The organism is Stenotrophomonas sp. YJH_SMC_73 (assembly GCF_059370155.1).
The window spans coordinates 163,092-189,821 of sequence record NZ_JCAFTJ010000002.1; the positions used below are offsets into that span (position 1 = coordinate 163,092).

The following is a 26,730-nucleotide window of genomic DNA, read 5'->3' on the forward strand; positions in this document are numbered from 1 at the left end:
CTGCAAAGGCCGCCGGGCATGGGCCCGGCCCTACACCTTTCCAGCAGGCTTCTTCGGTGGATCCTCACAGACCCTGTGCTGTACCACCGTATCGCCGGCCTTCCATTGCTTGACCACCCGGCAGCGCGCCTCGGCTTTCGGCGCAGGGACCGCCGCTGCATTGGCTTCGTCAGCCGCAGCGCTCTGCTCGCGCTCCAGCCACGCCGACGGGGGTGCCGGGGGTGCGGCCAGCACCGGGCCTGGCAACAGGACCAGACCGGCCAGCAGCACCCTCCTCATGCGGGAACCGCCCGGCCGCCAAGCAACCGCGCCGGCAGCATGAACAGCGCGCGCAGGAAGGCGAACAACGCCGAGAAGGTGATGCCGACCAGGCGGAACGGCAGGCTCAGCAGCCACACGAACGGCCACGCGATCAGGGCGAGGATCGCCAGCGGCCAGCACAGCACGAACAGCAGGCACCACACACCGAGCGCGAACAGGGTCTTCATCACGGTCTCCTTGGGGCGGCACCCTGCCGCCTGCGGACACCTTGGCGCCCCGCCCTCGCCGCCGGCAAACGGTTTGCGACGAAACCCGGGCTGGGGGCGATGAAATCCGGTGCAGCTCCTGTAGAGCCCAGCCCACGCTCGGCTGCGCTTCGTTGCGATCACAGAAGACCCGCGCTGCGCGCGACAGCCGAGCGTGGGCTCGGCTCTACAGGAGCTGCACCGCGCCCGGGCGGCCATGGACCACCTGGAATCGCGCCGCGGTACGCACTGCGGCATCCGGGCGCAGCACGCTGTCGGCGAAGCGGAGCTCGGCGTCCACGGTCTGCCGGTTCAGCTGCAGCTTCCACCAGCCGCGGCGGTCGCCGTCGAAATAGCGGATATGCGGGTTCTGCGGAATCGATGGCCCGTAGTACGGCCCGTACGGCGTGTCGTCGCCGCCACTGCTGATCGCCGGGGCGATGAATTCGGTGGCCACGACTGGCGCACTGGCCGCGTCGAAATCCAGCTTCAGGTCGTTGACGAAGGTGGAATGCCAGTCGCCGCCCAGCACGATGGCATTGCCCTGCCCGCCCGCCTGCATCGCCTGCAGCAGACGCCTGCGTGCGGCGGGATAGCCATCCCACGCGTCGTTCCAGAAGCGCTCGCGTGGCGTGCCGCCGTCCAGCCGCAGCTGCGCCATCAGCAGCTGCTGCACCACCACGTTCCAGCGCGTGCCCTGCGCGGCGGCCATCGACTGCGTGAACCACGCTTCCTGCCCCGTGCCGAGCATGCTCATGCGTGGATCCAGCGCCGCTTCGCAGCGCGGTGACTCGCCCACACCGCAGGGATTGGCCGGGCGGAACTGGCGGCAGTCGAGCAGGGTGAGCTGTGCCAGATCGCCGTAACGCAGGCGCCGGTGCACGCGCAGGCCGCCATTGCCCGCAGGCGTGCTGCGCATCGGCAGATGTTCGTAGAACGCGCGGTAGGCCGCCGCGCGGCGAACGATGAAGTCCTCAATCGACACGCCGGGCTTCTCCGGATGGATGCCCGAGTAGTCGTTCTGCACCTCGTGATCGTCCCAGATCACCGCGAAGGCGTGTGCGGCATGGGCTGCCTGCAGATCCGGGTCGAGCTTGTACAGCGCGTACTGGTCACGGTAGCGCTCCAGGCTCACCGTCTCGCCACTGAAACGCGCCGCGTCCAGCGTGCTGCCACGCACGTTCTGCAGCGGGCTGTATTCGTACATGTAGTCGCCGGCATGCAGCACGAGGTCGACATCGCTCCGTGCGATATCACGCAGCACCGGGTAGTAGCCGCTGTTCCAGGCCTGGCAGGTGCACAGGGCCAGCCGCAGCTGCTGCAGCTGCGTGTCCGGTAGCGACGCGGTGCGGAAGTGGCCGACCGCGCTTTCCTCATCGCCATCGCAGGCGAAGCGGTAGTAGTAGTCGCGGCCCGGGCGCAGGCCATTGACCTCCACGTGCACCGAATGGGCCAGCTCCGGCACCGCGGCAGCGACGCCCCGCTGTACCAGCCGGCGCATGCCGGCGTCTTCGGCCACGAACCAGCGCACCGGCACCGCCCGCGACGGCATGCCGCCGCCGTTGAGCGGGTCCGGCGCCAGCCGCGTCCACAACACGGCCCCCTGTGGATCCGGATCACCGGCGGCGACACCAAGGGTGAACGGATCACGCCCCAGCCGCGGCCGTGGGCCGGCCGTGGCCAGCCCCGGCATCGCCGCCAGCGCGATCGCCGCCCCCGTGCCCTGCCACGCCATGCGCAGCAGGCGACGACGGCGTTCCGGATCCACAGGCCCGCGCATCAGAAGCGCACGGTGGCGGTGGCCATCACCTGGCGCGGCGCGCCGACCTGCATGGTCGCCAGGCTGCGGGTCGGGTCGGCGGCGTAGGTGCCGTTGGTGTTGATCGAAGACAGGTAGCGCTTGTCCGTCAGGTTGGTCAGGTTAAGCGCCATGGTCAGGTTCTGCGCCGGGCCCAGCGCGCCGAAGTCATAGGCCACGGAGGCATTGACCAGCCAGTAGCTCGGCACCGACTCGTCGTTGGTATAGGTCACGTAGCGCTTGCCGACGTGGTTGGCCGACAGGCGCATGTCCCAAGGGCCCGGGGTCCAGGCCAGGGTGCTGGCGAACATCCATTCGGGGGTGTCGACGGTCTTCTTGCCGCGGGTCGGCACCACGCCATTGTTCACGTAGTCGTTGTCGTAGGTGCTGTCATTCCAGGACAGCGCGTTGGACCAGGCCAGGTCCTGCATCGGCTTCAGCTGCAGTGTCGCCTCGGCGCCGCGGCTGGTCACCGAACCGACGTTGGAGAACAGCGCCGGGCAGCCGAGGATGCCCACGCACTGGGCGATCGCCAGCAGGCGGTTGTCGAACTTGACGTCGTACACCGCAACCGAGGCTTCATAGCCCTTCCCGTAGCCGCGCCAGCCCAGTTCCAGGGTGCGTGACTGTTCCGGCTTCAAGTCCTGCGCGCTGGCATCGAACGCCGCCTGCGGCACGTTGAACGGGCTGCCCACGCCCAACGCGTAGGCGGCGATGTTCCTGGCGAACGAACCGAAGATCTCGTTGCCTTCGTTGAGCTTGAAGTTGAAACCCGCCTGAGGCAGCAGGCCCTTCTTCGAAGTCAGGCTGCTGTTGTTGGCATAGCTGCCCAGTGGCGTGCGCACGCGGGTGCGGGTGTGCGGCGACTTCGCACCGATGTCGATGGTCAGCCGGTCATCGAACAGGCGGAAGCGGTCCTGCATGTAGAACTGGCGGGTAATGGTGGTGTAGCGCTGGTGCCACACGCGCTGGTCCGGGTTGCGCAGGAAGAAGTCATCGGTGACCGGGCCGTCGATGTAGTAGAAGTTGCGCTGCACGCTGTGGCCGTTGTCCTCGTACCAGAGGCCGGCTTCCAGGTCGTGGCCGCCGACGTTCCAGGTGAACGCCGAGGTCACGCCGGTACGGTCGATCGCGTACTCGGTGGTGCGGATCGAGATCGGAATCTCGCGACTGGTGCCCGGGTTGGATGGATTGGACGGGCTGAACCAGTGGCCCTGGCCACGGTTGCTGTGGTTGTAGACGTTGACCTTCAGCCGCATCGACTCGTTCAGGCCGAAATCGCCGGCGATGCTGGACAGGTCATCGTTGCGCAGGCCGTGGCCGGAGTAGTACGCATCCCAGGGGCTGTTGACGCCGCCCGTGAACCTGCCGCGCGCGGCGGCGACGGCACGATCCCAGTCCGGCGCGTAGTTGTCCCAGTCCCAGCCAAGGCGATCGATCATCTCCAGCGACAGGTCCTGGTAGTCCGTCTCGACGCGGCGCGAGGCGTTGAACAGCGCGGTGATCCTGCTGTCCGTTCCGAAATTGTAGGTGGCCTTGCCGTTGAACTGTTTCAGCTCCTGCGAGCCCTTGCCCTTCCACTTGTCGCCTTCGGAGTACACGCCGGACAGATAGGCCGCAAAGCCCTGGTGCTCACCGGTCTCCAGGCGCGCATAGCTGCGCCGCGCGCTGTCGCTGCCGAAGCCCTGCGCCAGCACCACGCCGTACTCGGTGGACGGATCGATCGAATAGAACTGGAACACGCCACCGAGGTTGCTGGTGGACGGCGTACCCAGCGCGCCGATGCCGGTGGACACTTCGGCTCCGCCCAGGTTCTCGCTGATCACGGCACGGCTGATGTGCAGGCCGTTGCTGTTGCCATAGGCCATGTTGCCCAGCGGGATGCCATCGAGCGTGTAGCCCAGGCGGCTCTGGTTGAAGCCACGCAGGCTGATGGTGGTGGACCATTCGTAGGCGCCGGTGGCATCGGCCGACTCGAAGTGAACGCCCGGCTTGCTGGCCAGCAGCTTCAGCGGGTTCGCACCGGGCGGCAGGATCTTCATGTCCTCGGCGGTCACGCGCTGCACCTGGCGGGCTTCGCCGCGGCCGATCACCGAGATCGAATCGAGGGTGGTCGCCGACGGCGCGTCGGGGGCGGGGGCGGGTTCAGCGGCAGCGAGCGACGGCAGCGAAGCACAGACCAGCAGGGCCAGCAGATTGCGGCGATGCGAAGCGTGGGACGACATGGAGGTGGATTCCTTGGGCACGCTGGACGCCGAAGGGCGGCGTCGAAGGGCAGCAGCGGCGGAATCGTAGAAGCGGCGGGTTACATGTCATTTACACGCCACATGCGGAATCCTTGCGTTCCGAATGGTTTACCGCCCGGAAGGCGATTGCCGGCCAGCGGCCGGCATGGCCGTTATTCGAACGAGCCGACCGAATCGTGGGCCAGGTTGTCGAAGCGGGTGTACTCGCCGAAGAACTTCAGCTTGCACGAGCCGGTCGGGCCACCACGGTGCTTGCCGATGATGATCTCGGCCAGGCCCTTGTCCGGCGAGTTTTCCTTGTTGTAGTAGTCGTCGCGGTAGATGAACACGATCATGTCCGCGTCCTGCTCGATTGCGCCCGACTCGCGAAGGTCGGCCATCACCGGGCGCTTGTCGGTACGCGTTTCCAGCGAGCGGTTGAGCTGTGACAGCGCGATCACCGGCACATTCAATTCCTTGGCCAGGCCCTTCAACGAACGCGAGATCTCCGAGATTTCGGTCGCGCGGTTTTCGCTGTTGCCGGGCACGCTCATCAGCTGCAGGTAGTCGATCACGATCAGGCCGAGGTCATGCTCGCGCTTGAGGCGGCGGCACTTGGAGCGCAGCACTTCCGGCGACACGCCCGGCGTATCGTCGATGAAGATCTTGGTTTCCTTCAGCATCTTGATCGCGCTGGTGACGCGGCTCCAGTCCTCGTCTTCCAGCTGGCCGGTACGCAGGCGCTGCGCGTTGATGCGGCCATTGGAGGAAATCAGGCGCATCGCCAGCTGCGATGCCGACATTTCCATCGAGAACACCGCCACGCCCTTCTTCGACTTGATCGCCGCGTACTCGGCGATGTTCAGCGCGAAGGTGGTCTTGCCCATGGCCGGGCGCGCGGCGAGGATGATCAGATCGGTCGGCTGCAGGCCGGCGGTCATCGCATCGAAATCGGTGTACCCGGTCGGCAGGCCGGTGATGTTGCCGCCGTTCTCGAAGCGGTTGCGCAGCTCCTCGAATGCATCCTTCAGCGCACCGGGCATGGCCACGAAATCGGTGCGACCACGTGCGCCCTGTTCGGCAATGGCGAACACGCTCTTTTCCGCCGAGGCCAGCAGCTCGCTGCTGTCGCGGCCTTCGGGCTGGAAACCGTCGTTGACGATGTCGGTGCCCACCTGGATCAGCTGGCGCAACACTGCCTTGTCACGCACGATCTCGGCGTAGGCCACGATGTTGGCAGCCGACGGCGTGGTACTGGCCAGTTCGATCAGGTAGGCGCCGTCGCCCACCAGTTCCATCTTGCCCTGCGACTCGAACCACTCGCCCAGGGTCACCGCATCGAACGGACGCTCGCGCTCGGACAGCTCGCGGATCGCCCGATAGATCATCTGGTGGTCGCGACGGTAGAAGTCGCCTTCGGTCAGCTGGTCATTGACCCGGTCATACGCTTCGGGCGCCAGCATCAGCCCCCCCAGCACCGCCTGCTCGGCTTCCACCGAATGCGGCGGTACCCGCAACTGGTCGATGCGCGACTCGTCGCGATCGCGATCGAAGCCATCACCGCGCTCTCTGCGGTTGGAACGGAAGCCGGGACGAGCGGACATGCTGCGGTGTTTCCTGCAAAAGTGGGCCAGACGAGTGTAGGCATGCGCCGACCCCGGCGACCATGGACAAGCCTGTGGATAAGCCGTGGAGAAACGGGGGATATCCGCCGGCGCCTGGCCAGACTGGCGTGGGGGCGTCGCACTGCCTGCGACAGGCGCCATTGCGGCACCCGAGCGGAGCATTATCGCAGATCAGGCGCCACGGGTCGGAGCCCGTCGCTGCGCGTCAGGATCCGACCCCGGGCGTGGTTGGGGTCGGATCCCTCTGCGACGCAGAACTCCGACCCCGCAGGCGTCAATCGCCCTTGACGTGCACCGCGATCAGCGCCAGGAACCGGTCCACGTAGCCCTGCAGGAACTTCTGCGTGCCCTCGTTGTGGATCGTGCCGTCGGCATCGATCAGGCCCTCCTTGAAGTGGATGAACGCCTCGGGCTGCCCAAGCACATGCATGTCCAGGAAGGCCAGGGTGTTGCGCAGGTGCTGCTGGGCCACGGCGGTACCGATCTGGCCGATGGAGGCGCCGATCACCGCCGCCGGCTTGCCGACAAACGCACTGTCACCGTAGGGACGCGAGCCGATATCGATGGCGTTCTTGAGCACGCCCGGCACCGACCGGTTGTATTCGGGGGTGACGAACAGCACCGCGTCGGCGGCGCGCACCTGGTCCTTCAGCCGGGTACCCTGCGCCGGGTACTGCGCGTCGAAGTCCTGGTCATACAACGGCAGGTCGCCGATCTGCACGTACTGGAAGCGTGCGCGATCACCGGCGATCTTCTCCAGCGCATGGGCCAGCTTGCGGTTGCACGAGTCCTTGCGCAGGCTGCCGACGAACACGGCGATGGTGGGGACGGACATCGGGACATACTCCTCATGGTGCGGGAGGCCCAGCCTAGTCGCCGGGCCCGTGCAGGCCGGTGAAGATCAGCCGCCCACAATGCCTGCGCGCACCTGCCGCCAATGCGCCTGCCAGGCCTGGAACATCAGCACGTTCCACAGATGGGTATGCCACTTGCGCTGCCCTCCCAGGAACTGCTGCCACAGCGGCTGCACCGCCGCCGCCGACAGCACGCCCTCACGCTCCAGCCGCGCCGGCTGCAGCAGGTCCTCGGCCCAGGGCCGCAGGTCGCCTTTCAGCCAGTCACTGACCGGCGCGCCGAAACCGCGCTTGGGACGGTGCACCATCGAATGCGGCACGTAACGGCCCAGCACGCGCTTGAGCAGCACCTTGCTGGTGGTCTCGCTGCGCTTGAAGCCCAGCGGCAGCGACCAGGCGAACTCGGCCACCCGCCAGTCCAGCAGCGGTGCGCGCGCCTCCAGGCTGACCGCCATCGAGGTGCGGTCGACCTTGCACAACAGATCGTCCGGCAGGTAGGTCACGAAATCGGCCAGCATCATCGCGTCGGCCGGCGTACCCGCGCCGTGCAGCGGATCGGCCAGGTCGTAGAAGCTGCCGGCGGCCCGCGCGCCGGTCACCGCCGCGGCCGGGTCGCGCCAGCGCGAGATGCGGTTGCGGTAGACGTCGCCGATGCCACGCGCACCGGTCTCGGCCAGCAGCGCGGCCAGGCCGCCGGTGCGCGAGGCTTCGCCCTGCTGCTGCGCACGCGCGCCCATCCAGCGCCGCAGCGGCCCCGGCACGCGGCCGAGCATCTGCCAGTTGCGCAGCGCGCGTACATACCGGGTATAGCCGAAGAACAGCTCATCGCCACCGTCACCAGACAGCGCCACGGTCACGCCCTGCCGCGCCAGCCGGGCGACCAGCGCGGTCGGCACCTGCGACGCGTCGGCAAAAGGCTCATCGAACATCGCCGGCAACTGCGGCACCACCGCCAGCGCGTCGGCGCCGCTGACGTACAACTCGGTATGGTCACAGCCCAGGTGGGCCGCCAGCTCCCGGGCCAGCGGCGCCTCGTCATGTCCCGAATCGGTGAAGCCGATGCTGAAGCTGTGCACCGGCTGCCCGCTCTGGGCCTGCATCAGCGACGCCACCAGTGAGGAATCGGTGCCACCAGACAGGAATACGCCGACCGGCACGTCGGCCACCATGCGTAGCGCCACCGCGTCGCGCAGCAGCGTGTCCAGCTGTTCCTCGGCGTCCTCGATGCGGCCCTGGAAGGGTGCGGCCAGCGCCGCCTGCATGCGCGCGCGCGCATCCCAGTACGGCCGCTGTGCCTGTTCCGGACGATGCGCGGATGCGCCGGCAGCGACGGCCGCCGCGTCCAGGCGCAACACCCGGCCCGGCATCAGCTTGTAGCAGCGCTGGTGGATGCTGTGCGGCGCCGGGATGTAATCCAGCCGCAGCAGCGAGGTGAGCGCATCGCGGTCGATGTCGTTGTCGAACGCCGGGTGCTGCCAGAGCGCCTTCAGTTCCGAACCGAACACCAGCGTGTCGCCGGCCCAGCCGTAGTACAGCGGCTTCTTGCCGACGCGATCGCGGGCCAGCCACAGGCAACGCTCCTGGCGGTCCCACAGCGCGATGGCGAACATGCCGTTGCAGCGCTGCAGGGTGTCTTCCACGCCCCATTGCAGGATCGCCGCCAGCAGTACTTCGGTATCGGAATGGCCGCGGAAGGCATGCCCCAGCAGCTCCAGTTCCTCGCGCAGGGCGGCGAAGTTGTAGACCTCGCCGTTGTAGGCCATCACGTAGCGGCCGTCGGCCGAGGCCATCGGCTGGTGGCCCAGCGGGGACAGGTCGAGGATGCTCAGGCGGCGATGCGCCAGCGCGATGCCCGCCTCGGCATCGACCCAGCTGCCGCCATCATCGGGCCCGCGGTGGTGCAGCGCCTGGCCCATGGCCAGGGCCTGCGCCTGCAGCGCCTCGGCCGACGCCAGCGGCGCCGGCAACAACATTCCCGCCAATCCACACATGCATCAGGGTTCCTGCGCCAGGTCGAGGGCGGCGCCAATCACCGCATTGTCGCTTGGAAGCCCGAACATTGCTGCCCCCGCCAGTGGCGTGTAGGTGTCGGCACCGCAGACCCGGCGCAACGGCAGATGGCCGAACCCGGCCTCGACCAGCGCGGTGACCACGCCCTCGCCCACCCCGCCGCTGTGGCGGCCTTCATCCAGCACCAGCACCCGCCGTGCGCTGGCGGCCTGGGCAGCGATGAAACCGGCGTCCAGCGGTACCAGCCAGCGCAGGTCGACCACCCGCACCTGCCAGCCCAGCTGCTGCTCGATCGCCCGCGATGCGCGCAATGCCATCGGCACGCCGTTGCCATAGGTATAGATCACCAGATCGCCGGCCTCCGGCGCATAGACCCGGCCCTCCCCCGGCACCAGCGACTGGCCCTGTGCGGGGAAGTCGAACAGCCACTGGCCATCGCCGGCTTCGTGCAGGTCCTTGCTCATGTACAACGCGATCGGCTCCAGGAACACCGCCACGCGCCCATCCACCCGCGCCAGTGCGGCCAGCGTGCGCAGCATCATCACCGCATCGTCGCCACGCGACGGGCAGCCCACCACCAGCCCCGGGATGTCGCGCAACGCGGTGATCGAGTTGTCGTTGTGGAAGTGGCCACCGAAGCCCTTCTGGTACCCCAGCCCGGCCACCCGCACCAGCATCGGGTTGCGGTACTGGTCGTTGGAGAAGAACTGCAGCGAACACGCTTCGCCGCGCACCTGGTCGATGGCGTTGTGCAGATAGGCCAGGTACTGGATCTCCGGAATCGGCAGCATGCCCAGGTTGGCCAGGCCCTGAGCCATGCCCAGGATCATGGTCTCGTCCAGCAGGGTGTTGAACACCCGGCGTGGGCCGAAGCGGCGCAGCAGATCCTTGGTGACGGTGTAGACACCGCCCTTCTGTGCGACGTCCTCACCGAACAGCAGGCTCTGCGGATACTTCGCCAGCAGTTCCTGCAGGGCATGGTTGATCTGGATCGCGAGGTGGCGTGGCGCCTGCCGTTCGGGCAACGCCTCCGCACCGCCATACAGCGCTTCACGCGTTCCGGCGGGCACCTCGCGCCGTGCTTCGGCCTGCACCGCAGCCGGCGTATAGGGCGCAAGCGGCTCCATCACTTCCCGCAGCGACTGCAGCTTCGGCCGTCCTTCGGCATCGGCGGCGGCGGCCATGCAGCGCGCGCGCATCGTCTCGTAGGCCACCTCGATGGCGGCCGCATCCATCCAGCCCGATTCCATCGCGATCTGTGCCGAGCGCAGCAGCGGATCCTGCGCCTCGGCCGCGCACAGCTCGGGCAACGCGCGCCATTCCACCTCGAAGTCGGTGCCGGCGTGCCCCATCAGGCGCGTGGTGCGCAGATGCAGGAAGGTCGGCCGCCGCGTACGCCGGCAGTGCTCCACCGCCGCCTGCACCTGCGCATGGCCGGTGGCCAGGTCGAGGCCATCGGCGTAGAAATAGTCCAGCCCGGGCTGACCGCTGAAGCGTTCGGCAATCCAGCCTTCGGGCGTTTTCACCGAGATGCCCAGGCCATTGTCCTCGCAGACGAACAGGACCGGTGCCGGCAGCTTCTGGTAGGCCGACCACATCGCGGTGTTGAACGCGGTCTGCGCGGTGGCATGGTTGGCCGAGGCGTCGCCGAACGAGCACAGTACGATGCTGTCGGCCGGAATCGGCAGTTCGTGGCCCAGCCGCTTGCCGCTTTCGAGGGCCAGCGCGGTGCCCAGCGCTTTCGGCAGATGCGAGGCGATGGTCGAGGTCTGCGGCAGCACCCACAACGGTTTGCTGCCCCACACCTTGTGCCGCCCCCCGCTGGCCGGGTCATCGGCGCTGGCAGCAAAGGACAGCGCGGCATCGCGCAGCGGGTCGATCCCCGGCACCTGGCGTGAGCGCTCGGCCATGAAGGCACCGGAGCGATAGTGCAGGAATGCTGGATCCGTATGCCGGCAGGCCCGCGCCAGCAGCGCATTGCCTTCGTGGCCGGATGAACCGATGGTGTAGAAGACCTTGTTCTGCACGCGCAGCACGCGCGCCATCAAGTCCAGCTGGCGGCTGGCCAGCTGCGAATCGAACAGCTCGCCAAACGCGGCGGCGGTAAGCGTGCTGCCCGGCAGGATCGGCGCATCCGGCGCCGGGCGCGGGCGCGGGGTACCGCGCCAGCCACGCACCGCGTCGAGGAAATTGGCGTCGCACACGTCGGCGCGGTTGAGCACGCGCATGCGTGCGGGAATCGGATCTGGAACCACAGCGAACATCGAACACCCTCCGTGTCGTTGTTGCATTCCGCCCGGGGTTGGCCAGGCGCTACCCTGTGGGGGATCACCTTGGTGAGAGTCATGCGGCCTCGAAGCGGGCGCGCACCTCGGCGGTCACCGCCGGCATCGGCAGGAAGCGCGGCTGCCCGCGCACGCGCTGCAACCAGGCGCGAACTTCCGGGAACGGCTGCAGGCTGATTCCACCCTCGCCTGCGACGTCGGTGTAGGCGAACAGCGCGATGTCGGCGATGCCGTACCCACTGCCGGTGAACCATTGCGCATCACGCAGGTGCTGCTCCATCACCGCCAGTGCAGTGGCGGCGCGCTCGTGCAGGCGTGGCAGTTCGGCGCGGCGCGGCGACCCAGGCGGGGTCCAGCCGCGGATGAAGCGCGCGACCGCCACGCACGGCTCGTGCGTGTACTGCTCGAAGAACATCCAGCTCAGTGCCTGCGCGCGCTCCCAGCCATCGGTGGGCAGGTAGGGCGTGCCTTCGGCCAGCCAGAAAAGGATCGCATTGGACTCGGTCAGCACGCGGCCATCGTCGCGGACGATCAACGGCACCTTGGCATTGGGATTGAGCGCGAGGAACTCGGGGGTGTGGGTCTGGCCGTGGGCACTGTCCACTTCCACCCAGCGGTAGCGGCTGCCGAGCTGTTCCAGCAGCAGGCGGACCTTGTGGCAATTGCCTGACACCGACATGCCGTGCACCGTCAACGGGACGCGCTCTTCCACCATTGCCTGCTCCCTCGGATCCGGCCGGCGGCCGGCTGCGTGCAGTCTGGCAAGCACGCCAGTGAATGCCAAGCGCGGGTGCAGCATGACTACACGGTAGTGCCGGCCGCTGGCCGGCATCCTCGATGCAGCTGGATCCAAGCGATTGCCGGCCAGCGGCCGGCACTACCAAGCCACGCTCAGCGCGCGCGTTGCCGCCACTGTTCGCGCGACTGGCCCCAGATCTGCATGGGCTTGTCGTTGTATGGCGCTGGCAACTCCCCCATGCGCAGCAGGGTGCTTCCCAGCTTGCGTGCCACGGCCCGCGAGTTGTCGTTGTCCTCGGCGATGGTATGGATCACCTCAGCCCAGCCCAGCGTATCGAACGCCCAGTCGATCGCCGCGACCGCCGCCTCCGGCGCATAGCCCCGGCCCCAGCTGGCATGACGGATGCCCCAACCAACCTCGGTACCCGGCCAGTCCTGCGGCTGCCACGGTCCCATCCGCCCGATCCAGTCGCCGCTGGATTTCTCGATCACGCTGAACATCGAGAAGCCGAACAGCTGCCAGGCGCCAGCCAGGCTGCAGAAACCGCGCCAGGCCACCGAGGGTGGCTGCACGCCGCCCAGGGTACGCATCGTGGCCTCGTCGGCGCAGAACGCCAGGTACGGCTCGTAGTCCTCGCGAAGCAGCGGGCGCAGGATCAGCCGCTCGGTTTCGATGCGCAGGTCGAAGATGCTCATGCCGGCTCCATGTCGAAGGGGGCACCCATGATGGAGGATGGCTTCCCTGCGCGGATGAATATCGCCGGTCGCAATGAAACGGGCCGGCATGAGCCGGCCCGTCAGGTACTGCATGCTGCGCCGGGATTACTGGCGCGTGGCTGAGGCAGTGGCACCGGCGGCAGCGGTCTGCGTGACCAGCTGGCCATCGACCACCGGCAGGCGATCGCTGGCCGGCTTGTTGTCCATGCGCACGGTCTTCTCCGCGCCGTCATAGCGGTAGGTCACGTTGTAACCCTTCACCACGTCGTTGGTACCCATGGCAATGCGGTTGCCCGGCTTGCTGGCCATGCGCATGGTGCCGGTGGTGCCGTCCTCATTGCGATAGGTCACGTTGTAGCCGGTGACGCGGCTCGACTCGGAGGTGGCGGTCTCGGTGTGGCACTGGCGCTCGGTGCGGTTGACCACACGGCCACCCACATGGCGCTTGTCGATCTGGTTGCCGATGAAGCCGCCGGCCACGGCACCGGCGGCGGTCGCGGCCTTCTTGCCGTTGCCGCCACCGACCTGGTTGCCGAGCAGGCCACCGACCACAGCGCCGACCACGGTACCGCCGACGTTGCCATCACGTTCCGGCAGGCGTTCCTGCACCGTCACGTCCTGGCAGACCTCGTGCGGGGTCTGGGTGGTGGAGGTCTCGCGCACTGGATCGGTGCCGATCACAGTGGCGTAGGCCTTCTGCTTCTCGGTGATCGGGTCAACCTTCAGCACATCGGCATATTCAAGCCCGCGCGGCGCGGACGGGTCCAGCTTGTCACCACGTGCGCCGTCGTCAGAAGCGTTACCTTCAACGAGGCGCGATTCACCATTGGGGGTTCCGGCGCTGATGGAATCGGGCGACTTGTCACCACTCTTCATGAAGGCGGCGGTGGCGATGCCACCGACCAGCAGCGCGCCCGCTGCGACCAGGACAGTTGTAGTTGTGCTTTTCATGACCTGCTCCTTGCGGACCATCCGCAACGTTCTCGGGGCAGATTGCAGCATGCGCTGCCTGAACGGAATCTCCACATTTCCTGCTCATTCCGATAACCCATTCAGCATCGGGAAATGCTGGGCCCGTGGTAGCGTTTGCATATTCCCCACGAGGCTTCCCGCCATGGCCAACCCGATGCTGCTGCCGGTACTGCAATGGGCCCGCCGGCTGCGCTACCCCACCCTGTTCAAGCTCACCGCCGGCCTGTTCGTGCTGACCTTGTTCATCCCGGACCCGATCCCGTTCGTCGATGAGCTGGTGCTGGGCTTCGGCACGCTGCTGCTGGCCAACTGGAAGAGCCGCAACGCCGCAACACCTCCGCCGCTGGAACAGCGTTGAGCATCCTGGTTGACAGCCACTGCCATCTGGATGCCAGCGGGTTCGACCGTGACCGCGCTGCGGTGATCGAGCGTGCGCAGGCCGCGGGGGTGCGCCAGCAGGTGGTACCGGCGGTGACCGCGGCCAGCTGGCCGAAGCTGCGTGAGGTCTGCCAGCAGGCGCCGGGGCTGTACCCGGCCTACGGCCTGCATCCGATGTTCCTGGCCGATCACCAGCCCGGGCACCTGCCACTGCTGCGCGAGTGGATCGAGCGCGAACGCCCCTGTGCGATCGGCGAATGCGGCCTGGACTTCTTTGTCGAAGGGCTGGACGCCGACGCCCAGCAGGCGTATTTCATCGGCCAGCTGGAACTGGCCCGCGAATTCGAGTTGCCGGTGATCGTGCACGCGCGACGCGCGGTGGATGCGGTGATCGCCGCCATCCGCCGCGTCGGCGGCCTGCGCGGCGTGGTGCACAGCTTTTCCGGCAGCCCGGAACAGGCCGCGCAACTGCACAGGCAGGGCTTCCTGCTCGGCCTCGGTGGCCCACTGACCTACGATCGCGCGCAACGGCTGCAGCGGCTGGTGCGCGAGATGCCGCTGGAACAGTTGCTGCTGGAAACCGACGCGCCCGACCAGCCCGACGCCGGCATCCGCGGCCAGCGCAACGAGCCAGCGCGGCTGGCGACCATTGCCCGGCACGTGGCCGCACTGCGCGGGATGGAGCTGGAAGCCGTGGCCCAGGCCACGACGGAGAATGCGCGGCGATTGTTCGCGCTGCCGGCAATGTAACGGGTAGGTGCCGGCCGCTGGCCGGCACGATCCATCACACCGCGCTGGCCTCGACCGCATCCACCTTCACCTTCTTCGGCTCCAGCAGCATCTCCAGCGCCTTGCCAACCGCCGCGAAGGCGAACGCGCCGGTGATGTGGGTTGCCGCGCCCAGGCCGGCACCACAGTCCAGCTTCAACGCCGCATCGGCGCCCAGGTTCGGACGGATGCCGCAGACGCTGCCATCGGCCTGCGGGTACTTCACATTCTCCAGCGAATACACCGCCGGTACGCCGAAATAGCGCTTGGCGTTCTTCGGGAAGTTGAATTCGCTGCGCAGCTTCTTGCGGATCAGCGCCAGCATGGCGTCGTGCTCGGTGCGAGAGACATCGCGGATGCGCACCAGGGTCGGGTCGGTACGGCCACCGGCGGCACCGACGGTCAGCAACGGCAGCTTGCGGCGGCGGCACCATGCGATCGTCTCGACCTTGACCCGGAAGCTGTCGCAGGCATCGATCACCAGATCGAACCCCCGGTCCAGCAGCTCGGCCATGTTGGACACGGTCAGGAATGCCTGCACCGCGTCGACCCCGATGTCCGGATTGATCGCACGGCAACGCTCGGCCATCGCCTCGGCCTTGTTGCGACCGTAGTTGCCTTCCATCGCCGGCAGCTGCCGGTTGGTGTTGGACACGCAGATATCGTCGGCATCGATCAGGGTCAGGTGGCCGACGGCCGAACGGGCCAGCGCCTCCACCACCCACGAGCCGACGCCGCCCATGCCGACCACCGCCACGCGGCTGCCCTGCAGGCGCTCGAGTGCACCCACGCCGTACAGCCGTTCGATGCCGGCGAAGCGTTGTTTGACCTGTTCGTTCATCGGGCTATTTTAACGTGCAGGTGCTGGCGCCCGCAGTACGCCGGCGTCGAACCCACCGTTGCACGCCCGGAGTGCCCGCATGAATGCCAGCCCGCCCCGCCGCCTGTCCAGCGCCCATCGCTACCTGTTCGTGCTCTGCCTGGGCCTGCTGATCGGCCTGATCGCCACGGTAATGGTCGGCCGCGCCCTGCAGGCGCGTCGCGATCCGTTCCCGGGCAGCCTGATGCAGGTGATGCAGCGGCAGTCACAGCTGCTGCAGCAGGCCCAGCTGCAGAACCGCTGCAGCCTGGCTGACAGCGTGCCGCGGCTGCAGGTGCTGCGCCTGCTGTCCAATGACCTGGACCAGGCGTTTCCCGGGCTGAAGGACAGTGCGCAGTTCCAGCAGCACGCCAGCCAGCTGCGCGGCAACCTCAACACGGCGCTGGCCTCACCCCCCGGCGACTGCAGGGCCCTCGCCCAGCTGGTGGAAACACTGCAGGCGGACTGCCGCGCCTGCCACCAGGATTTCCGCTGAGCCGCATTCATCCTGCAGCCGGGCAGCACGCACACGGTTGGCGCGTTGTTCACGTTCGAAAGGAGAGGATTCGTCCACCCTGCTGCACGACGCAGTACCACCCAACCCACCCGCCTTCACGGCCAGGAGACGCCCCATGAAGATCCAGCTCATCGCCGCCAGCGCCATCGCTACCCTCGCGCTGGCTGGCTGTGCCACCTCGCCCGGTTACAGCGGCGGTGGTTACAACAACGGCTACAACAACGGCGGCTACGGCAGCAATGGCGGCTACAACCAGGGCCGTTGCGCTGACTGTGGCATCGTCACCCGCATCAACACCGTGCCCTCGGGCCGCACCGCGCCCAGCGCGACCGGCGCGATCCTCGGCGGCATCGTCGGCGCCGTGGCCGGCCATGAAATCTCCGACCACACCGGTGGCAGCCGTGGCAACAAGAACATCGCCGCCGCCGCAGGCGCGGTCGGTGGTGCCCTGGCCGGCAACCAGATCCAGAAGAACGTCACCAGCGATACCTATGACATCAGCGTGCGCATGGATGATGGCCGCACCATCGTGGTCAACCAGCGCGATCTCGGCGGCATCCGCGAGAACACCTACGTGCGCGTCGTCAATGGCAAGGTCATCCTGCGCTGACCTGCACCGGGCCAACGGCAAAGAAAAAGGCCCGCTTGCGCGGGCCTTTTTCATGCCGACGGGCGGCGGGTATTACACCGGCTGCACCTTGTCAGCCTGCAGGCCCTTCTGGCCCTGCACGACTTCGAAGCTCACAGTCTGGCCTTCCTTGAGGCTCTTGAAGCCCTGGGTCTCGATGGCGCGGAAGTGCACGAACACGTCCTCGCCATTCTGCCGGCTGATGAAGCCGAAGCCCTTCGCATCATTGAACCACTTTACGGTACCGGTCTCGCGCTCAGCCATCTCACTAACTCCCTTTGACTCTCTCTTGTTGTTGGAAACGCCCGGTGGGCGGCTGACAAGCAAGGGGGAAGCGAGGTGCATCGATGCAGCGGATCGGAAAGATCTTGCTTCATCAGGCCACGATCCACGGTGACCTTGCCAAGCTCAGCGACTGCAACTTAACCCGCCCAAAACGAAAAAGCAACTGGCAAAATCTTTCACTGTCAACCCCAAAACGGCCACCATACGGGACAGCATGGGACTCTCATTCATCTTATATCTGCTAGCGGTCATTTTTGTCCTGATCGGCATCGCCGGCATCATCCTGCCGGCCCTCCCGGGCATCCCGCTGGTGTTCATCGGACTGCTGCTGGCGGCCTGGGCCGACGGCTTCGCCCACGTCGGCTGGCCCACCCTGGTCGCGCTGGGCGTGCTGACCCTGCTTTCACTGTTGGTGGACGTGCTCGCCACCGTAGTTGGCGCGCAGCGCGTCGGCGCCAGCCGCAAGGCCCTGTGGGGCACCTTCGTCGGCAGCATCGTCGGCCTGTTCTTCATGCCCATCGGCCTGTTTGCCGGACCGCTGGTCGGCGCCCTGCTCGGCGAGTACTGGCACACCCGCGAACTCGGCCGCTCGACCAAGGTGGGCCTGGCGACCTGGCTCGGCATCCTGCTCGGCCTGGCACTGAAACTGGCGGTGGTGATCGCGATGCTGGGCCTGTTCGCGTTCGCCTGGTTCTTCTGAGCCACCTAGCCTTCACGCCACGCGCACGCCGTGGCCGTGCATAAACGGTGGGGCTGGCCGCGATCCGGTGCAGCCGCCACACTGTGCGATTCCCGTATCCATCGAAGGGCCTGCTGCAATGACCCTCCCCACGCTGCTTCCCCGTCTGGCGCCGCTGGCGCTTGCCCTGGCCAGTGCACCGTTGGCTGCGCAGGAGTTCGCGCCCAGCGCCGACACCTCGCCGGCCGCCTGCGCGGCGATCAACACCGACGCGGCCCGCCTGGCCTGCTATGACCGCCTCTTCGGGCATACCCCGGAGGCCACCGCCGCCGCCGATGCCGCCGCCGAATCGGCTGCGCAGGCGCGCCGCGAGGAACGACAGACCGCGCGCGTGAGCCAGGGCGAGGAAAAGCTGCGCGAGCGGGTCAGCGACCTGTTCCGTCCGGCGGCACCGGACAGCGCGCTGGCCAATGCTGGCCGCGGTTCGCTGCTGGATAGCCGCTGGGAGCTGGCCGAGGACTCCAAGCTGGGGCCCTTCCAGCTGCGTGCCTACAAGCCGGTGTACCTGCTGCCGGCGTTCTGGACCAGCGACCGCAACACCACGCCGCATTCGCCGAACCCGGCCAACAGCGTGACGACCCCGCAGGTACTCGACAGTGCCGAGCTGAAGTTCCAGATCAGCTTCAAGACCAAGATCGCAGAGAACCTGTTCGGCGACAACGGCGACATCTGGGCTGGCTACACCCAGAGTTCGCGCTGGCAGGCCTACAACAGCGAGGATTCGCGCCCGTTCCGCGAAACCAACTACGAACCCGAAGTGATGATGGTGTTCCGCAACGGCTACTCGATCGGTGGCTGGCGCGGGCGCATGACCGGTATCAGCCTCAACCACCAGTCCAACGGACGGGCCGATCCGCTCTCGCGCAGCTGGAACCGGGTCATGCTCAACATCGGCCTGGATCGCGAGAACTGGGCGCTGGTGCTGCGCCCGTGGTACCGCATCCCGGAAAGCCGCAGCGAAGACAATAATCCGGACATCGAGGATTACATGGGCCGGGGTGACGCGACCCTGATCTGGAACCGCAACGGGCATGAGGTCGCGCTGATGGCGCGTCATTCGCTGCGCACCGGCAGCCGCTCCCACGGTGCACTGCAGCTGGATTACGGCTTTCCGATCAGCAATCTGCTGCGTGGCCATGTGCAGGTCTTCGACGGCTATGGCGAGAGCATGATCGACTACAACCACAAGGCCACCTATGTGGGCGTGGGCGTGTCGCTGCTGGAGTGGTTCTGATGGACGTGACGATCTGGCACAACCCGGCCTGCAGCAACTCGCGCGGCGCACTGAAGCTGATCCGCGATGCGGGCTTCGACCCGGTGGTGATCGAGTACCTGGGCACCCCGCCCGACGCGGCCACGCTGCGCCAGGTGCTGGCCGAGTCGGCCCTGAGCGCGCGCGACCTGGTGCGCAGCAAGGAGACCCAGTTCGCCGAACTCGGGCTGGAAGATGCCGACGATGCCACCCTGCTGGCTGCGATGGCCGAACACCCGCGCCTGATCAACCGCCCCGTGGTGCGCACGCCCAAGGGCACACGGCTGTGCCGCCCGCCGGAAACGGTGCTGGAGATCCTGTAACGGAAAAGGGGACGGAGGGGATTAAGTCGTTTGTGCACAAACGACTTAATCCCCTCCGTCCCCTTTTCTGGTTACCGCCAGTCGGTGATGCCTTCGCGGCGGTAGGCCTCGGCGAACGCCGGGCGCGCCTTCATCGAGGTGGCATGTGCCTTGAGCGACGGCCAGGTGTCACTGGGCCTGGGCATGTTGCGCGACCAGCGCATCAGCATCACCAGCATGTAGTCGACCACGCAGGGCGTGGCGCCCAGCAGGTAGGGCCCATGCGCCAGCAGGTGCGTGGCCACATGCTGCCAGGCCGCTTCCAGGCGCTGTCGCGCCATCTCGCGACTGGCCTCCACGTTTGCCTCGCCCGCCACCTCGTGCGGATAGAACCAGGCGCGATAGGCCGGCTGCAACGTATTGGCACACCAGAACATCCAGCGGTAGGCATCGGCGCGCTGCGGCGTGCCCAGTGCCGGCAACAAACCGGCGTCCGGATGGCGGTCGGCCAGGTACAGGGCGATCGCCGCCGCTTCAGTCAGTACCAGGCCATCGATCAGCAGCGTCGGCACCACGCCGGCCGGATTCAGTGCCAGGTACTCCGCCGACTTGTGCTCGCGCGCGTCGAAATCCAGCAGCACCAACTCGTGCTCGATGCCGAGCTCGATCAGCAGCCAGTGCACCACCAGCGCGGCGGTGCTTGTCGAACCATACAGCGTGGTGCTCATGCGGCGGATCCTGTGCAGGTGGGCCGGCCGATTATGCGCCCGTGCGGGAGCCGTCGCTCAGCCGCAGCTGCTCATGCAGGAATCCCGGCGCTCGCCACAGGACATCATCGGCGCGCGCAGCGTGCAGTCATGCGTCTTCAGTTCGCAGGCACGGCGCAGGTCCGGGTTGTCCACGTCCTTGCAGCGCTTGTCCGGCGCCGGCACCATCCGCTGCTCGCAATTGCTCTGGCGGCTGCCGAGAGAGTCATTCTGCGCCATGCAGCTGCGATAGCCGGCCTGGCACTGCATGCGGCATTGCGCCGATGCAGGGAAATCCGCGCCTTCGTACGTCGCCGGGGTGCTGCAGCCGGCCAGGGCCAGCAGCACGCCGGCCACGATGAAGCGATGCAGGGCCATGGACACGTCCTGTGCGAGGGTGTGCCGACCGTAGCAGAGCCAGGGCTACAGGCGTGTTAATCCTGCCTCCAGATACAGCAACGGCGCCACAGGGGCGCCGTTGTCCGGACCGAAGCGTGCGGGAATTACTCCACCACCACCGGAATCTTGCCGATGCGGGCCTGCCACTCGCGCGGGCCGGTCTTGTGCACCGATTCGCCGGCGGAGTCGACGGCCACGGTCACTGGCATGTCCTGCACGGTGAACTCGTAGATCGCCTCCATGCCCAGGTCAGCGAAACCGACCACCTTGGCCGCCTTGATCGCCTTGGACACCAGGTAGGCCGAGCCACCGACGGCCATCAGGTAGGCCGACTTGTGCTTCTTGATCGCCTCGATCGCGGCCGGGCCGCGCTCGGCCTTGCCGACCATGCCCAGCAGGCCGGTCTGTGCCAGCACCTGCTCGGTGAACTTGTCCATGCGGGTCGCCGTGGTCGGGCCGGCCGGGCCCACCACTTCGTCACGCACCGGATCGACCGGGCCGACGTAGTAGATGAAGCGGCCCTTCAGATCGACCGGCAGCTGCTCGCCCTTGTTGAGCATGTCGACCATGCGCTTGTGCGCGGCGTCGCGGCCGGTGAGCAGCTTGCCGTTGAGCAGCAGGGTCTGGCCCGGCTTCCAGCTGGCCACGTCTTCCGGGGTAATCGTATCCAGGTCCACCCGGGTGCCCTTGGATGCGTCGTAGGTCAGCTTCGGCCAGTCTTCCAGCGACGGCGGGTCCAGCATCACCGGGCCGCTGCCATCCAGGGTGAAGTGCGCATGGCGGGTTGCCGCGCAGTTCGGGATCATCGCCACCGGCAGGTTGGCCGCGTGGGTCGGGTAGTCGTTGATCTTGATGTCGAGCACGGTGGTCAGGCCACCCAGGCCCTGCGCACCGATGCCCAGCGCGTTGACCTTCTCGTACAGCTCCAGGCGCAGCTCCTCGATGCGGTTGGACGCACCACGGGCCTGCAGCTCGGTGATGTCGATCGGCTCCATCAGCGCTTCCTTGGCCAGCAGCATCGCCTTCTCGGCGGTGCCACCGATGCCGATGCCCAGCATGCCCGGCGGGCACCAGCCGGCGCCCATGGTCGGCACGGTCTTCAGCACCCAGTCGACAATCGAGTCGGACGGATTGAGCATGGCGAACTTGGTCTTCGCTTCCGAACCACCGCCCTTGGCGGCGACGATCACGTCGACTTTGTTGCCCGGCACCACCTTGACGTTGACCACGCCCGGGGTGTTGTCCCTGGTGTTGATGCGCTTGCCGGCCGGATCGGCCAGCACCGAGGCGCGCAGCTTGTTGTCCGGGTGCATGTAGGCGCGGCGCACGCCTTCATTGGCCATGTCTTCCACGCCCATGGTGGCGTCATCCCAACGCACGTCCATGCCGATTTCCAGGAACACGGTGACGATGCCGGTGTCCTGGCAGATCGGGCGGTGGCCCTCGGCGCACATGCGCGAATTGATCAGGATCTGCGCCATCGCTTCCTTCGCGGCCGGCGACTCCTCGCGCTCGTAGGCGGCGGCAAGGTTCTTGATGTAGTCGACCGGGTGGTAGTACGAGATGTACTGCAGCGCGTCGGCGATGGACTGGATGAGGTCTTCCTGCTTGATCGATGTCACGTCTTGCTCGCTTGCTCGAGGCTGGCGGGGGTAATCCACCCATTTTACCCCCTCCCCCGGCCCCGGGGTGGTAGTGCCGGCCGCTGGCCGGCAAGATTCCCCCGACGCTCTGTCACGCCACGCGCCACTGCGGCGTCCTTGCCCACATGAACGCCGAAACCGCTTTCCAGACCCACCGCCCGCGCCTGATGGCGCTGGCCTACCGCCTGCTCGGCAGCCGCACCGACGCCGAAGACGTGGTCCAGGACGCCTGGCTGCGCTGGTCCGGCGCCGATCCTGCGGCCGTCCGCGATGCCGAGGCCTGGCTGGTCACCACCACCACCCGGCTCGGCCTGGACCGGCTGCGTGCGGCCAAGCGCGAGCGCGTCCACTACGTCGGCCCATGGCTGGCCGAACCGCTGGCGGTCACCCTGGAGCCGGACCCGGCGCCCGGTCCGGCCCAGCTGCATGCGCTGGCCGACGACGTCTCGGTCGCTTTCCTGACCCTGCTCGAACAGCTCGGCCCGGAGGAACGCGCCGCCTTCCTGCTGAAGGAGGCGTTCGACCACGACTACCGTGAGATCGCCGAGCTGATCGGCCACAGCGAGGCCAACTGCCGGCAGCTGGTGCACCGTGCCCGGCAACGCCTGCAGGCCGGACGACCGCGCTTCAATGCCGATGCCAGCCAGCACCGGCAGCTGCTGGCGCGCTTCATGGAGGCCTCGCAGCGCGGCGACAGCGACGCGATCCAGGCCCTGCTGCACGCCAACGCGGTGCTGGTTTCCGACGGCGGTGGCGTGGTCACTGCGGCGGTGCGGCCGCTGCTGGGCGCCGAACGCATCGGCCGCCTGTTCTGGGCCATCGCCCGCCGCGGCGCGGTGCATCCCGCCCAGCTGGGCTACGTCAACGGCGAGCCGGCGATCCTTCGCTTTGTCGGTGATCGCTTGCACTCGGTCACCACCATCGAGGTGGTCGATGGCCGCATCGCCAACGTGTACAGCGTGTTGAATCCGGAAAAGCTGCCGGGTGTTGTCACGCGCGATGACGGTACGGCGTCCTGGTAGTGAAAGGCGGCCACCGTGGCCGCCGTGGAGCCGAAAATGTCCGACCACGCCTCTCCCCGCGTCCCCTACACCCGCCTGGCCGCCGAGGCCTTCAAGGGCCTGCTGGCCACCAGCCAGGCCGTGCATGACAGCTCGATCGATCCGACCCTGATGGAACTGGTGTTCCTGCGCGTGTCGCAGCTCAACGGCTGCGGCTACTGCATGGACATGCACGGCACCGCGCTGCGCAAGGGCGGCATCGAGCCGCGCAAGCTGGACACCCTGCCCGCCTGGCACGAAAGCCGCTTCTTCGATGCACGCGAGCGCGCGGCACTGGGCTGGGCCGAGGCGCTGACCCGGCTGACCGACGGCGCGCCGTCGCAGGCCGCGTTCGATGCCCTGGCACCGCACTTCGATGAGAAGGGCATCAGTGACCTGAGCATGGGCATCGCGGTGATCAATGCCTGGAACCGCCTCGGTGCGGGGTTGCTGCCGCCGCTGCCGGCCTGACCCACCCCGCCTTCGACAGTTCATCGGTGCTGCTGGTAGGTGTCGACCTTGGTCGGCACGGTAGATCCACGCTACGCGTGGATACGGGAGGGTCGGATCCCTTCGCTTCGCGAAGGGCTCTGACCCGCTGTGGTCGCTGGGGTCAGAGCCCTTTGCCGCGCAAAGGGATCTGACCCCGGTGCCGGCAACACGGCTGCACTGACTCCCCCTGCACGTATCACGCGCGCACAATACGCGCATGCCTGCCATCCCCCCCGTTGGCGCTGCCGCCGCGAAGAAACCCAGCCTGCGCCAGCGCTTCAAGGCGATGCGCAACCTGCCGCCGTTCCTGCGCATGGTCTGGCAGACCAGCCCCGCGCTCACCCTGGCCAGCCTGGGGCTGCGTCTGATCCGTGCGCTGCTGCCGGTGGCGATGCTGTACGTCGGCAAGCTGATCATCGACAGCGCCCTGCACCTGAGCCAGCACGACGCCGGTTTCCCGCCGCTGGGCGAGGCGCTGTCCAGCGGCATGCTCAATCCGCTGCTGGGCCTGCTGGCGCTGGAATTCGGCCTGGCCATCGCCTCGGACCTGCTCGGCCGGCTGGTCAGCTATGCCGACGCGCTGCTGTCGGAACTGTTCGCCAACGTCACCAGCATCCGGCTGATGGAACACGCGGCGACGCTGGATCTGGAGGACTTCGAGGACCCGGACCTGCAGGACAAGCTGGACCGCGCGAGGCGCCAGACCATGGGCCGGATGAACCTGATGAGCCAGCTGTTCGGCCAGGTGCAGGACGCGATCACCGTGGCCAGCCTCGCCGTCGGCCTGCTGGTCTACGCGCCGTGGCTGATCCTGCTGCTTGCGCTGGCACTGGTGCCGGCCTTCATCGGCGAATCGCACTTCAACGCGGCCGGTTACAGCCTCAACTTCCAATGGACGCCCGAGCGCCGCCAGCTCGACTACCTGCGCCAGCTCGGTGCCAGCGTGGAAACGGCCAAGGAAGTGAAGATCTACAACCTGCACCGCTTCCTGGTCGAGCGCTATCGGCGCCTGTCGGTGGCGCTGTTCCAGGCCAACCGTGCCCTGGCACGGCGCCGGGCGTTCTGGGGCACGCTGCTGGCTGCGCTGGGTACGCTGGGCTACTACACCGCCTACGCCTACATCGCCTGGCGCACGGTGCGCGGCGATTTCTCGATCGGCGACCTGACCTTCCTTGCCGGCAGCTTCCTGCGCCTGCGCCAGCTGCTGGAAGGCCTGCTGATCGGCTTCTCGCAGGTGGCCAGCCAGGCGCTGTACCTGGATGACCTGTTCTCGTTCTTCCAGATCGAACCGGAAATCCACTCGCGCGAAGGCGCCGTACGCGTGCCGCAGCCGATCCGCCAGGGCTTCGTGTTCGAGAACGTCGGTTTCCGCTATCCCGATGCCGAACAGTGGGCGGTGCGCCACCTCGATTTCCAGCTGCAGGCCGGCGAAGTGCTGGCCCTGGTCGGCGAGAACGGCGCCGGCAAGACCACCCTGGTGAAGCTGCTGGCACGCCTGTACGAACCGGACGAGGGCCGTATCCTGCTCGATGGCCGCGACCTGCGCGACTACGACCTGGACGACCTGCGCGCCAACCTCGGGGTGATCTTCCAGGACTTCGTGCGCTACAACCTCAGCGCCGGCGAGAACATCGGCGTCGGCCAGGTCGAGGCCATGGACGACCGGGCGCGCATCGCCGACGCCGCGCGCCGCGGCATGGCCGAGGAAGTGATCGAGGAGCTGCCCGGTGGCTACGACCAGCTGATCGGCCGCCGTTTCAAGCAGGGCGTGGACCTGTCCGGTGGCCAGTGGCAGAAGATCGCCATTGCCCGCGCATGGATGCGCAATGCGCAGGTGATGATCCTGGATGAGCCAACGGCAGCACTGGATGCGCGCAGTGAGTTCGAGGTGTTCCAGCGGTTCAGGGAACTGGCGGATAATCGCACCGCCGTATTGATTTCCCACCGTTTTTCCTCGGTCCGCATGGCCGATCGCATCCTGGTGCTGGCCGATGGCCGGATCGAGGCCAGTGGCACCCACGCCCAGCTGATGGCACAGGGCGGCCGCTATGCCGAGCTGTTCGAGCTGCAGGCGGCGGGTTACCGCTGAGAACGCCTCTCGTTCCGCCCAATGAGAACCCGTCTCATTTGAGATAGAATTCCCCCGACGACTTTTGATAGATACGCCCATGTCCTCCGCTTTTGGCGCCGAAACGGTGCTTGAGGTCCGTCACTGGACCGACGCCTACTTCAGTTTCACCACCACCCGCGACAGCGGCTTCCGCTTCGAGAACGGCCAGTTCGTGATGATCGGCCTGGAAACCGAGGCGCGGCCGCTGCTGCGTGCGTACTCCATCGCCAGCGCCAACTGGGAAGAGCATCTGGAGTTCTTCAGCATCAAGGTGCAGGACGGCCCGCTGACCTCGCGCCTGCAGCACATCAAGCCGGGCGACAAGGTGCTGGTCGGCAAGAAGCCCACCGGCACCCTGCTGATCAGCGACCTGCACCCGGGCAAGAACCTGTACCTGCTGGGCACGGGCACCGGCATGGCGCCGTGGCTGTCGGTCATCAAGGACCCGGAGACCTACGAGCGCTTCGAGAAGGTGATCCTCTGCCACGGCGTGCGCTACGAAAAGGATCTGGCCTACCGCGATTACTTCGAGAGGGAGCTGCGTGAGCACGAGTTCCTGGGCGAGATGATCGGCGACAAGCTGCTGTACTACCCGGCCGTCACCCGCGAGCCGTTCGCCAACCAGGGCCGCCTGACCTCGCTGATGGAAAGCGGCCAGATGCAGCGCACCCTCGGCCTGCCGGAGCTGAGCCCGGAAAACGACCGCGCGATGATCTGCGGCAGCCCGCAGATGCTGGCCGACCTGCGTGCTGTGCTCGATGCCCGTGGTTTCCAGGTTTCGCCGCGCATCGGCCAGCCGGGCCACTACGTGTTCGAGCGCGCGTTCGTCGAGAAATGATGCT

At 67.3% G+C, this 26,730-nt stretch carries 27 protein-coding genes; 11 read left to right on the forward strand and 16 right to left on the reverse strand.

The features are described 5' to 3' along the window. Positions 1–30: 30 nt before the first annotated feature. From AC5P8R_RS03970 to AC5P8R_RS04020, 11 genes are all read right to left on the reverse strand, one after another. On the reverse strand, positions 31–279 hold the full coding sequence (locus AC5P8R_RS03970) for a hypothetical protein (protein ID WP_032958904.1): 249 nt from the start codon (positions 277–279) through the stop codon (positions 31–33). Beyond that, positions 276–488: a hypothetical protein gene (locus AC5P8R_RS03975; protein ID WP_014647705.1), complete on the reverse strand. Its 213-nt coding sequence runs from the start codon at positions 486–488 to the stop codon at positions 276–278. The genes AC5P8R_RS03970 and AC5P8R_RS03975 overlap by 4 nt, the downstream gene beginning before the upstream one ends. A gap of 205 nt (positions 489–693) precedes the next feature. Beyond that, positions 694–2,286, reverse strand: coding sequence for an alkaline phosphatase D family protein (locus AC5P8R_RS03980; RefSeq protein WP_495223012.1), 1,593 nt, complete (start codon positions 2,284–2,286; stop codon positions 694–696). Further along, positions 2,286–4,529, reverse strand: coding sequence for a TonB-dependent receptor family protein (locus AC5P8R_RS03985; protein ID WP_495223013.1), 2,244 nt, complete (start codon positions 4,527–4,529; stop codon positions 2,286–2,288). The genes AC5P8R_RS03980 and AC5P8R_RS03985 overlap by 1 nt, the downstream gene beginning before the upstream one ends. 173 nt (positions 4,530–4,702) lie before the next feature. After that, positions 4,703–6,133: a replicative DNA helicase gene (locus AC5P8R_RS03990; RefSeq protein WP_014647708.1), complete on the reverse strand. Its 1,431-nt coding sequence runs from the start codon at positions 6,131–6,133 to the stop codon at positions 4,703–4,705. 295 nt (positions 6,134–6,428) lie between these two features. After that, complete coding sequence (locus AC5P8R_RS03995) at positions 6,429–6,989, reverse strand: NADPH-dependent FMN reductase (protein WP_169411731.1); 561 nt, start codon at positions 6,987–6,989, stop codon at positions 6,429–6,431. Between the two features lie 66 nt (positions 6,990–7,055). Continuing rightward, the gene (asnB, locus tag AC5P8R_RS04000) at positions 7,056–8,999 is read right to left on the reverse strand and encodes an asparagine synthase (glutamine-hydrolyzing) (protein WP_495223014.1); all 1,944 of its coding nucleotides are present in this window, start codon (positions 8,997–8,999) and stop codon (positions 7,056–7,058) included. A gap of 3 nt (positions 9,000–9,002) precedes the next feature. Beyond that, positions 9,003–11,282, reverse strand: a complete 2,280-nt coding sequence (locus AC5P8R_RS04005; protein ID WP_046431612.1) for a thiamine pyrophosphate-dependent enzyme — start codon at positions 11,280–11,282, stop codon at positions 9,003–9,005. A gap of 79 nt (positions 11,283–11,361) precedes the next feature. Beyond that, positions 11,362–12,018 carry a glutathione S-transferase family protein gene (locus AC5P8R_RS04010; protein ID WP_111206015.1) on the reverse strand — a complete coding sequence of 219 codons (657 nt, stop codon included), beginning with the start codon at positions 12,016–12,018 and terminating at the stop codon, positions 11,362–11,364. A gap of 176 nt (positions 12,019–12,194) precedes the next feature. Then, a complete protein-coding gene (locus AC5P8R_RS04015; RefSeq protein WP_053495598.1) occupies positions 12,195–12,737 on the reverse strand; it encodes a GNAT family N-acetyltransferase in 543 nt (180 codons plus the stop codon). A 126-nt stretch (positions 12,738–12,863) separates the two neighbouring features. Beyond that, on the reverse strand, positions 12,864–13,709 hold the full coding sequence (locus tag AC5P8R_RS04020; RefSeq protein ID WP_169411727.1) for a glycine zipper 2TM domain-containing protein: 846 nt from the start codon (positions 13,707–13,709) through the stop codon (positions 12,864–12,866). 163 nt (positions 13,710–13,872) lie between these two features. Here AC5P8R_RS04020 and AC5P8R_RS04025 point away from each other — a divergent pair, with 163 nt between their 5' ends. Beyond that, positions 13,873–14,088 (forward strand): DUF6116 family protein, encoded by a 216-nt coding sequence (locus AC5P8R_RS04025; RefSeq protein WP_014647716.1) that lies wholly within the window; start codon positions 13,873–13,875, stop codon positions 14,086–14,088. Then, on the forward strand, positions 14,085–14,858 hold the full coding sequence (locus AC5P8R_RS04030; protein ID WP_046431615.1) for a TatD family hydrolase: 774 nt from the start codon (positions 14,085–14,087) through the stop codon (positions 14,856–14,858). Before AC5P8R_RS04025 ends, AC5P8R_RS04030 begins: the two co-directional genes overlap by 4 nt. Before the next feature lie 34 nt (positions 14,859–14,892). Here AC5P8R_RS04030 and AC5P8R_RS04035 read toward each other — a convergent pair whose 3' ends face one another. After that, positions 14,893–15,717, reverse strand: coding sequence for a tRNA threonylcarbamoyladenosine dehydratase (locus AC5P8R_RS04035; protein WP_049442438.1), 825 nt, complete (start codon positions 15,715–15,717; stop codon positions 14,893–14,895). Positions 15,718–15,796: 79 nt separating this feature from the next. Here AC5P8R_RS04035 and AC5P8R_RS04040 point away from each other — a divergent pair, with 79 nt between their 5' ends. Beyond that, positions 15,797–16,231, forward strand: a complete 435-nt coding sequence (locus AC5P8R_RS04040) for a cytochrome c (protein ID WP_014647719.1) — start codon at positions 15,797–15,799, stop codon at positions 16,229–16,231. A gap of 136 nt (positions 16,232–16,367) precedes the next feature. Further along, positions 16,368–16,862, forward strand: a complete 495-nt coding sequence (locus AC5P8R_RS04045) for a glycine zipper 2TM domain-containing protein (RefSeq protein WP_169411725.1) — start codon at positions 16,368–16,370, stop codon at positions 16,860–16,862. A 72-nt stretch (positions 16,863–16,934) separates the two neighbouring features. Here AC5P8R_RS04045 and AC5P8R_RS04050 read toward each other — a convergent pair whose 3' ends face one another. Then, the gene (locus AC5P8R_RS04050) at positions 16,935–17,144 is read right to left on the reverse strand and encodes a cold-shock protein (RefSeq protein ID WP_014647720.1); all 210 of its coding nucleotides are present in this window, start codon (positions 17,142–17,144) and stop codon (positions 16,935–16,937) included. 235 nt (positions 17,145–17,379) lie between these two features. Here AC5P8R_RS04050 and AC5P8R_RS04055 point away from each other — a divergent pair, with 235 nt between their 5' ends. From AC5P8R_RS04055 to arsC, 3 genes are all read left to right on the forward strand, one after another. Then, entirely contained in the window at positions 17,380–17,865 is a 486-nt protein-coding gene (locus AC5P8R_RS04055; protein WP_032958895.1) for a DUF456 domain-containing protein, read from the forward strand. A 118-nt stretch (positions 17,866–17,983) separates the two neighbouring features. Then, the gene (locus AC5P8R_RS04060; protein ID WP_495223015.1) at positions 17,984–19,138 is read left to right on the forward strand and encodes a phospholipase A; all 1,155 of its coding nucleotides are present in this window, start codon (positions 17,984–17,986) and stop codon (positions 19,136–19,138) included. After that, positions 19,138–19,479, forward strand: a complete 342-nt coding sequence (arsC, locus tag AC5P8R_RS04065) for an arsenate reductase (glutaredoxin) (protein WP_014647723.1) — start codon at positions 19,138–19,140, stop codon at positions 19,477–19,479. Before AC5P8R_RS04060 ends, arsC begins: the two co-directional genes overlap by 1 nt. 71 nt (positions 19,480–19,550) lie before the next feature. On the opposite strand, the gene AC5P8R_RS04070 is transcribed toward arsC, so the two are convergent. From AC5P8R_RS04070 to AC5P8R_RS04080, 3 genes are all read right to left on the reverse strand, one after another. Continuing rightward, positions 19,551–20,186 carry a glutathione S-transferase family protein gene (locus AC5P8R_RS04070; RefSeq protein ID WP_014647724.1) on the reverse strand — a complete coding sequence of 212 codons (636 nt, stop codon included), beginning with the start codon at positions 20,184–20,186 and terminating at the stop codon, positions 19,551–19,553. A 57-nt stretch (positions 20,187–20,243) separates the two neighbouring features. Beyond that, a complete protein-coding gene (locus tag AC5P8R_RS04075) occupies positions 20,244–20,582 on the reverse strand; it encodes a hypothetical protein (protein ID WP_495223016.1) in 339 nt (112 codons plus the stop codon). A 125-nt stretch (positions 20,583–20,707) separates the two neighbouring features. Further along, the gene (locus AC5P8R_RS04080) at positions 20,708–22,225 is read right to left on the reverse strand and encodes a fumarate hydratase (RefSeq protein WP_014647726.1); all 1,518 of its coding nucleotides are present in this window, start codon (positions 22,223–22,225) and stop codon (positions 20,708–20,710) included. Positions 22,226–22,371: 146 nt separating this feature from the next. Here AC5P8R_RS04080 and AC5P8R_RS04085 point away from each other — a divergent pair, with 146 nt between their 5' ends. From AC5P8R_RS04085 to AC5P8R_RS04100, 4 genes are all read left to right on the forward strand, one after another. After that, complete coding sequence (locus tag AC5P8R_RS04085; protein ID WP_046431625.1) at positions 22,372–23,268, forward strand: RNA polymerase sigma-70 factor; 897 nt, start codon at positions 22,372–22,374, stop codon at positions 23,266–23,268. Between the two features lie 36 nt (positions 23,269–23,304). Next, on the forward strand, positions 23,305–23,757 hold the full coding sequence (locus AC5P8R_RS04090) for a carboxymuconolactone decarboxylase family protein (RefSeq protein ID WP_046431628.1): 453 nt from the start codon (positions 23,305–23,307) through the stop codon (positions 23,755–23,757). Positions 23,758–23,995: 238 nt separating this feature from the next. Further along, positions 23,996–25,867 carry an ABC transporter ATP-binding protein gene (locus AC5P8R_RS04095; RefSeq protein ID WP_478439613.1) on the forward strand — a complete coding sequence of 624 codons (1,872 nt, stop codon included), beginning with the start codon at positions 23,996–23,998 and terminating at the stop codon, positions 25,865–25,867. Positions 25,868–25,946: 79 nt separating this feature from the next. Beyond that, positions 25,947–26,726 (forward strand): ferredoxin--NADP reductase, encoded by a 780-nt coding sequence (locus AC5P8R_RS04100; protein ID WP_014647730.1) that lies wholly within the window; start codon positions 25,947–25,949, stop codon positions 26,724–26,726. The last annotated feature ends 4 nt before the right edge of the window (positions 26,727–26,730 follow it).

Coding starts and splice junctions, on each gene's coding strand:
- AC5P8R_RS03970 (WP_032958904.1), bottom strand. CDS start 279: ATGAGGAGGGTGCTGCTGGCCGGTCTGGTCCTGTTGCCAGGCCCGGTG.
- AC5P8R_RS03975 (WP_014647705.1), bottom strand. CDS start 488: ATGAAGACCCTGTTCGCGCTCGGTGTGTGGTGCCTGCTGTTCGTGCTG.
- AC5P8R_RS03980 (WP_495223012.1), bottom strand. CDS start 2,286: ATGCGCGGGCCTGTGGATCCGGAACGCCGTCGTCGCCTGCTGCGCATG.
- AC5P8R_RS03985 (WP_495223013.1), bottom strand. CDS start 4,529: ATGTCGTCCCACGCTTCGCATCGCCGCAATCTGCTGGCCCTGCTGGTC.
- AC5P8R_RS03990 (WP_014647708.1), bottom strand. CDS start 6,133: ATGTCCGCTCGTCCCGGCTTCCGTTCCAACCGCAGAGAGCGCGGTGAT.
- AC5P8R_RS03995 (WP_169411731.1), bottom strand. CDS start 6,989: ATGTCCGTCCCCACCATCGCCGTGTTCGTCGGCAGCCTGCGCAAGGAC.
- asnB (WP_495223014.1), bottom strand. CDS start 8,999: ATGTGTGGATTGGCGGGAATGTTGTTGCCGGCGCCGCTGGCGTCGGCC.
- AC5P8R_RS04005 (WP_046431612.1), bottom strand. CDS start 11,282: ATGTTCGCTGTGGTTCCAGATCCGATTCCCGCACGCATGCGCGTGCTC.
- AC5P8R_RS04010 (WP_111206015.1), bottom strand. CDS start 12,018: ATGGTGGAAGAGCGCGTCCCGTTGACGGTGCACGGCATGTCGGTGTCA.
- AC5P8R_RS04015 (WP_053495598.1), bottom strand. CDS start 12,737: ATGAGCATCTTCGACCTGCGCATCGAAACCGAGCGGCTGATCCTGCGC.
- AC5P8R_RS04020 (WP_169411727.1), bottom strand. CDS start 13,709: ATGAAAAGCACAACTACAACTGTCCTGGTCGCAGCGGGCGCGCTGCTG.
- AC5P8R_RS04025 (WP_014647716.1), top strand. CDS start 13,873: ATGGCCAACCCGATGCTGCTGCCGGTACTGCAATGGGCCCGCCGGCTG.
- AC5P8R_RS04035 (WP_049442438.1), bottom strand. CDS start 15,717: ATGAACGAACAGGTCAAACAACGCTTCGCCGGCATCGAACGGCTGTAC.
- AC5P8R_RS04040 (WP_014647719.1), top strand. CDS start 15,797: ATGAATGCCAGCCCGCCCCGCCGCCTGTCCAGCGCCCATCGCTACCTG.
- AC5P8R_RS04045 (WP_169411725.1), top strand. CDS start 16,368: ATGAAGATCCAGCTCATCGCCGCCAGCGCCATCGCTACCCTCGCGCTG.
- AC5P8R_RS04050 (WP_014647720.1), bottom strand. CDS start 17,144: ATGGCTGAGCGCGAGACCGGTACCGTAAAGTGGTTCAATGATGCGAAG.
- AC5P8R_RS04055 (WP_032958895.1), top strand. CDS start 17,380: ATGGGACTCTCATTCATCTTATATCTGCTAGCGGTCATTTTTGTCCTG.
- AC5P8R_RS04060 (WP_495223015.1), top strand. CDS start 17,984: ATGACCCTCCCCACGCTGCTTCCCCGTCTGGCGCCGCTGGCGCTTGCC.
- arsC (WP_014647723.1), top strand. CDS start 19,138: ATGGACGTGACGATCTGGCACAACCCGGCCTGCAGCAACTCGCGCGGC.
- AC5P8R_RS04070 (WP_014647724.1), bottom strand. CDS start 20,186: ATGAGCACCACGCTGTATGGTTCGACAAGCACCGCCGCGCTGGTGGTG.
- AC5P8R_RS04075 (WP_495223016.1), bottom strand. CDS start 20,582: ATGGCCCTGCATCGCTTCATCGTGGCCGGCGTGCTGCTGGCCCTGGCC.
- AC5P8R_RS04085 (WP_046431625.1), top strand. CDS start 22,372: ATGAACGCCGAAACCGCTTTCCAGACCCACCGCCCGCGCCTGATGGCG.
- AC5P8R_RS04090 (WP_046431628.1), top strand. CDS start 23,305: ATGTCCGACCACGCCTCTCCCCGCGTCCCCTACACCCGCCTGGCCGCC.
- AC5P8R_RS04095 (WP_478439613.1), top strand. CDS start 23,996: ATGCCTGCCATCCCCCCCGTTGGCGCTGCCGCCGCGAAGAAACCCAGC.
- AC5P8R_RS04100 (WP_014647730.1), top strand. CDS start 25,947: ATGTCCTCCGCTTTTGGCGCCGAAACGGTGCTTGAGGTCCGTCACTGG.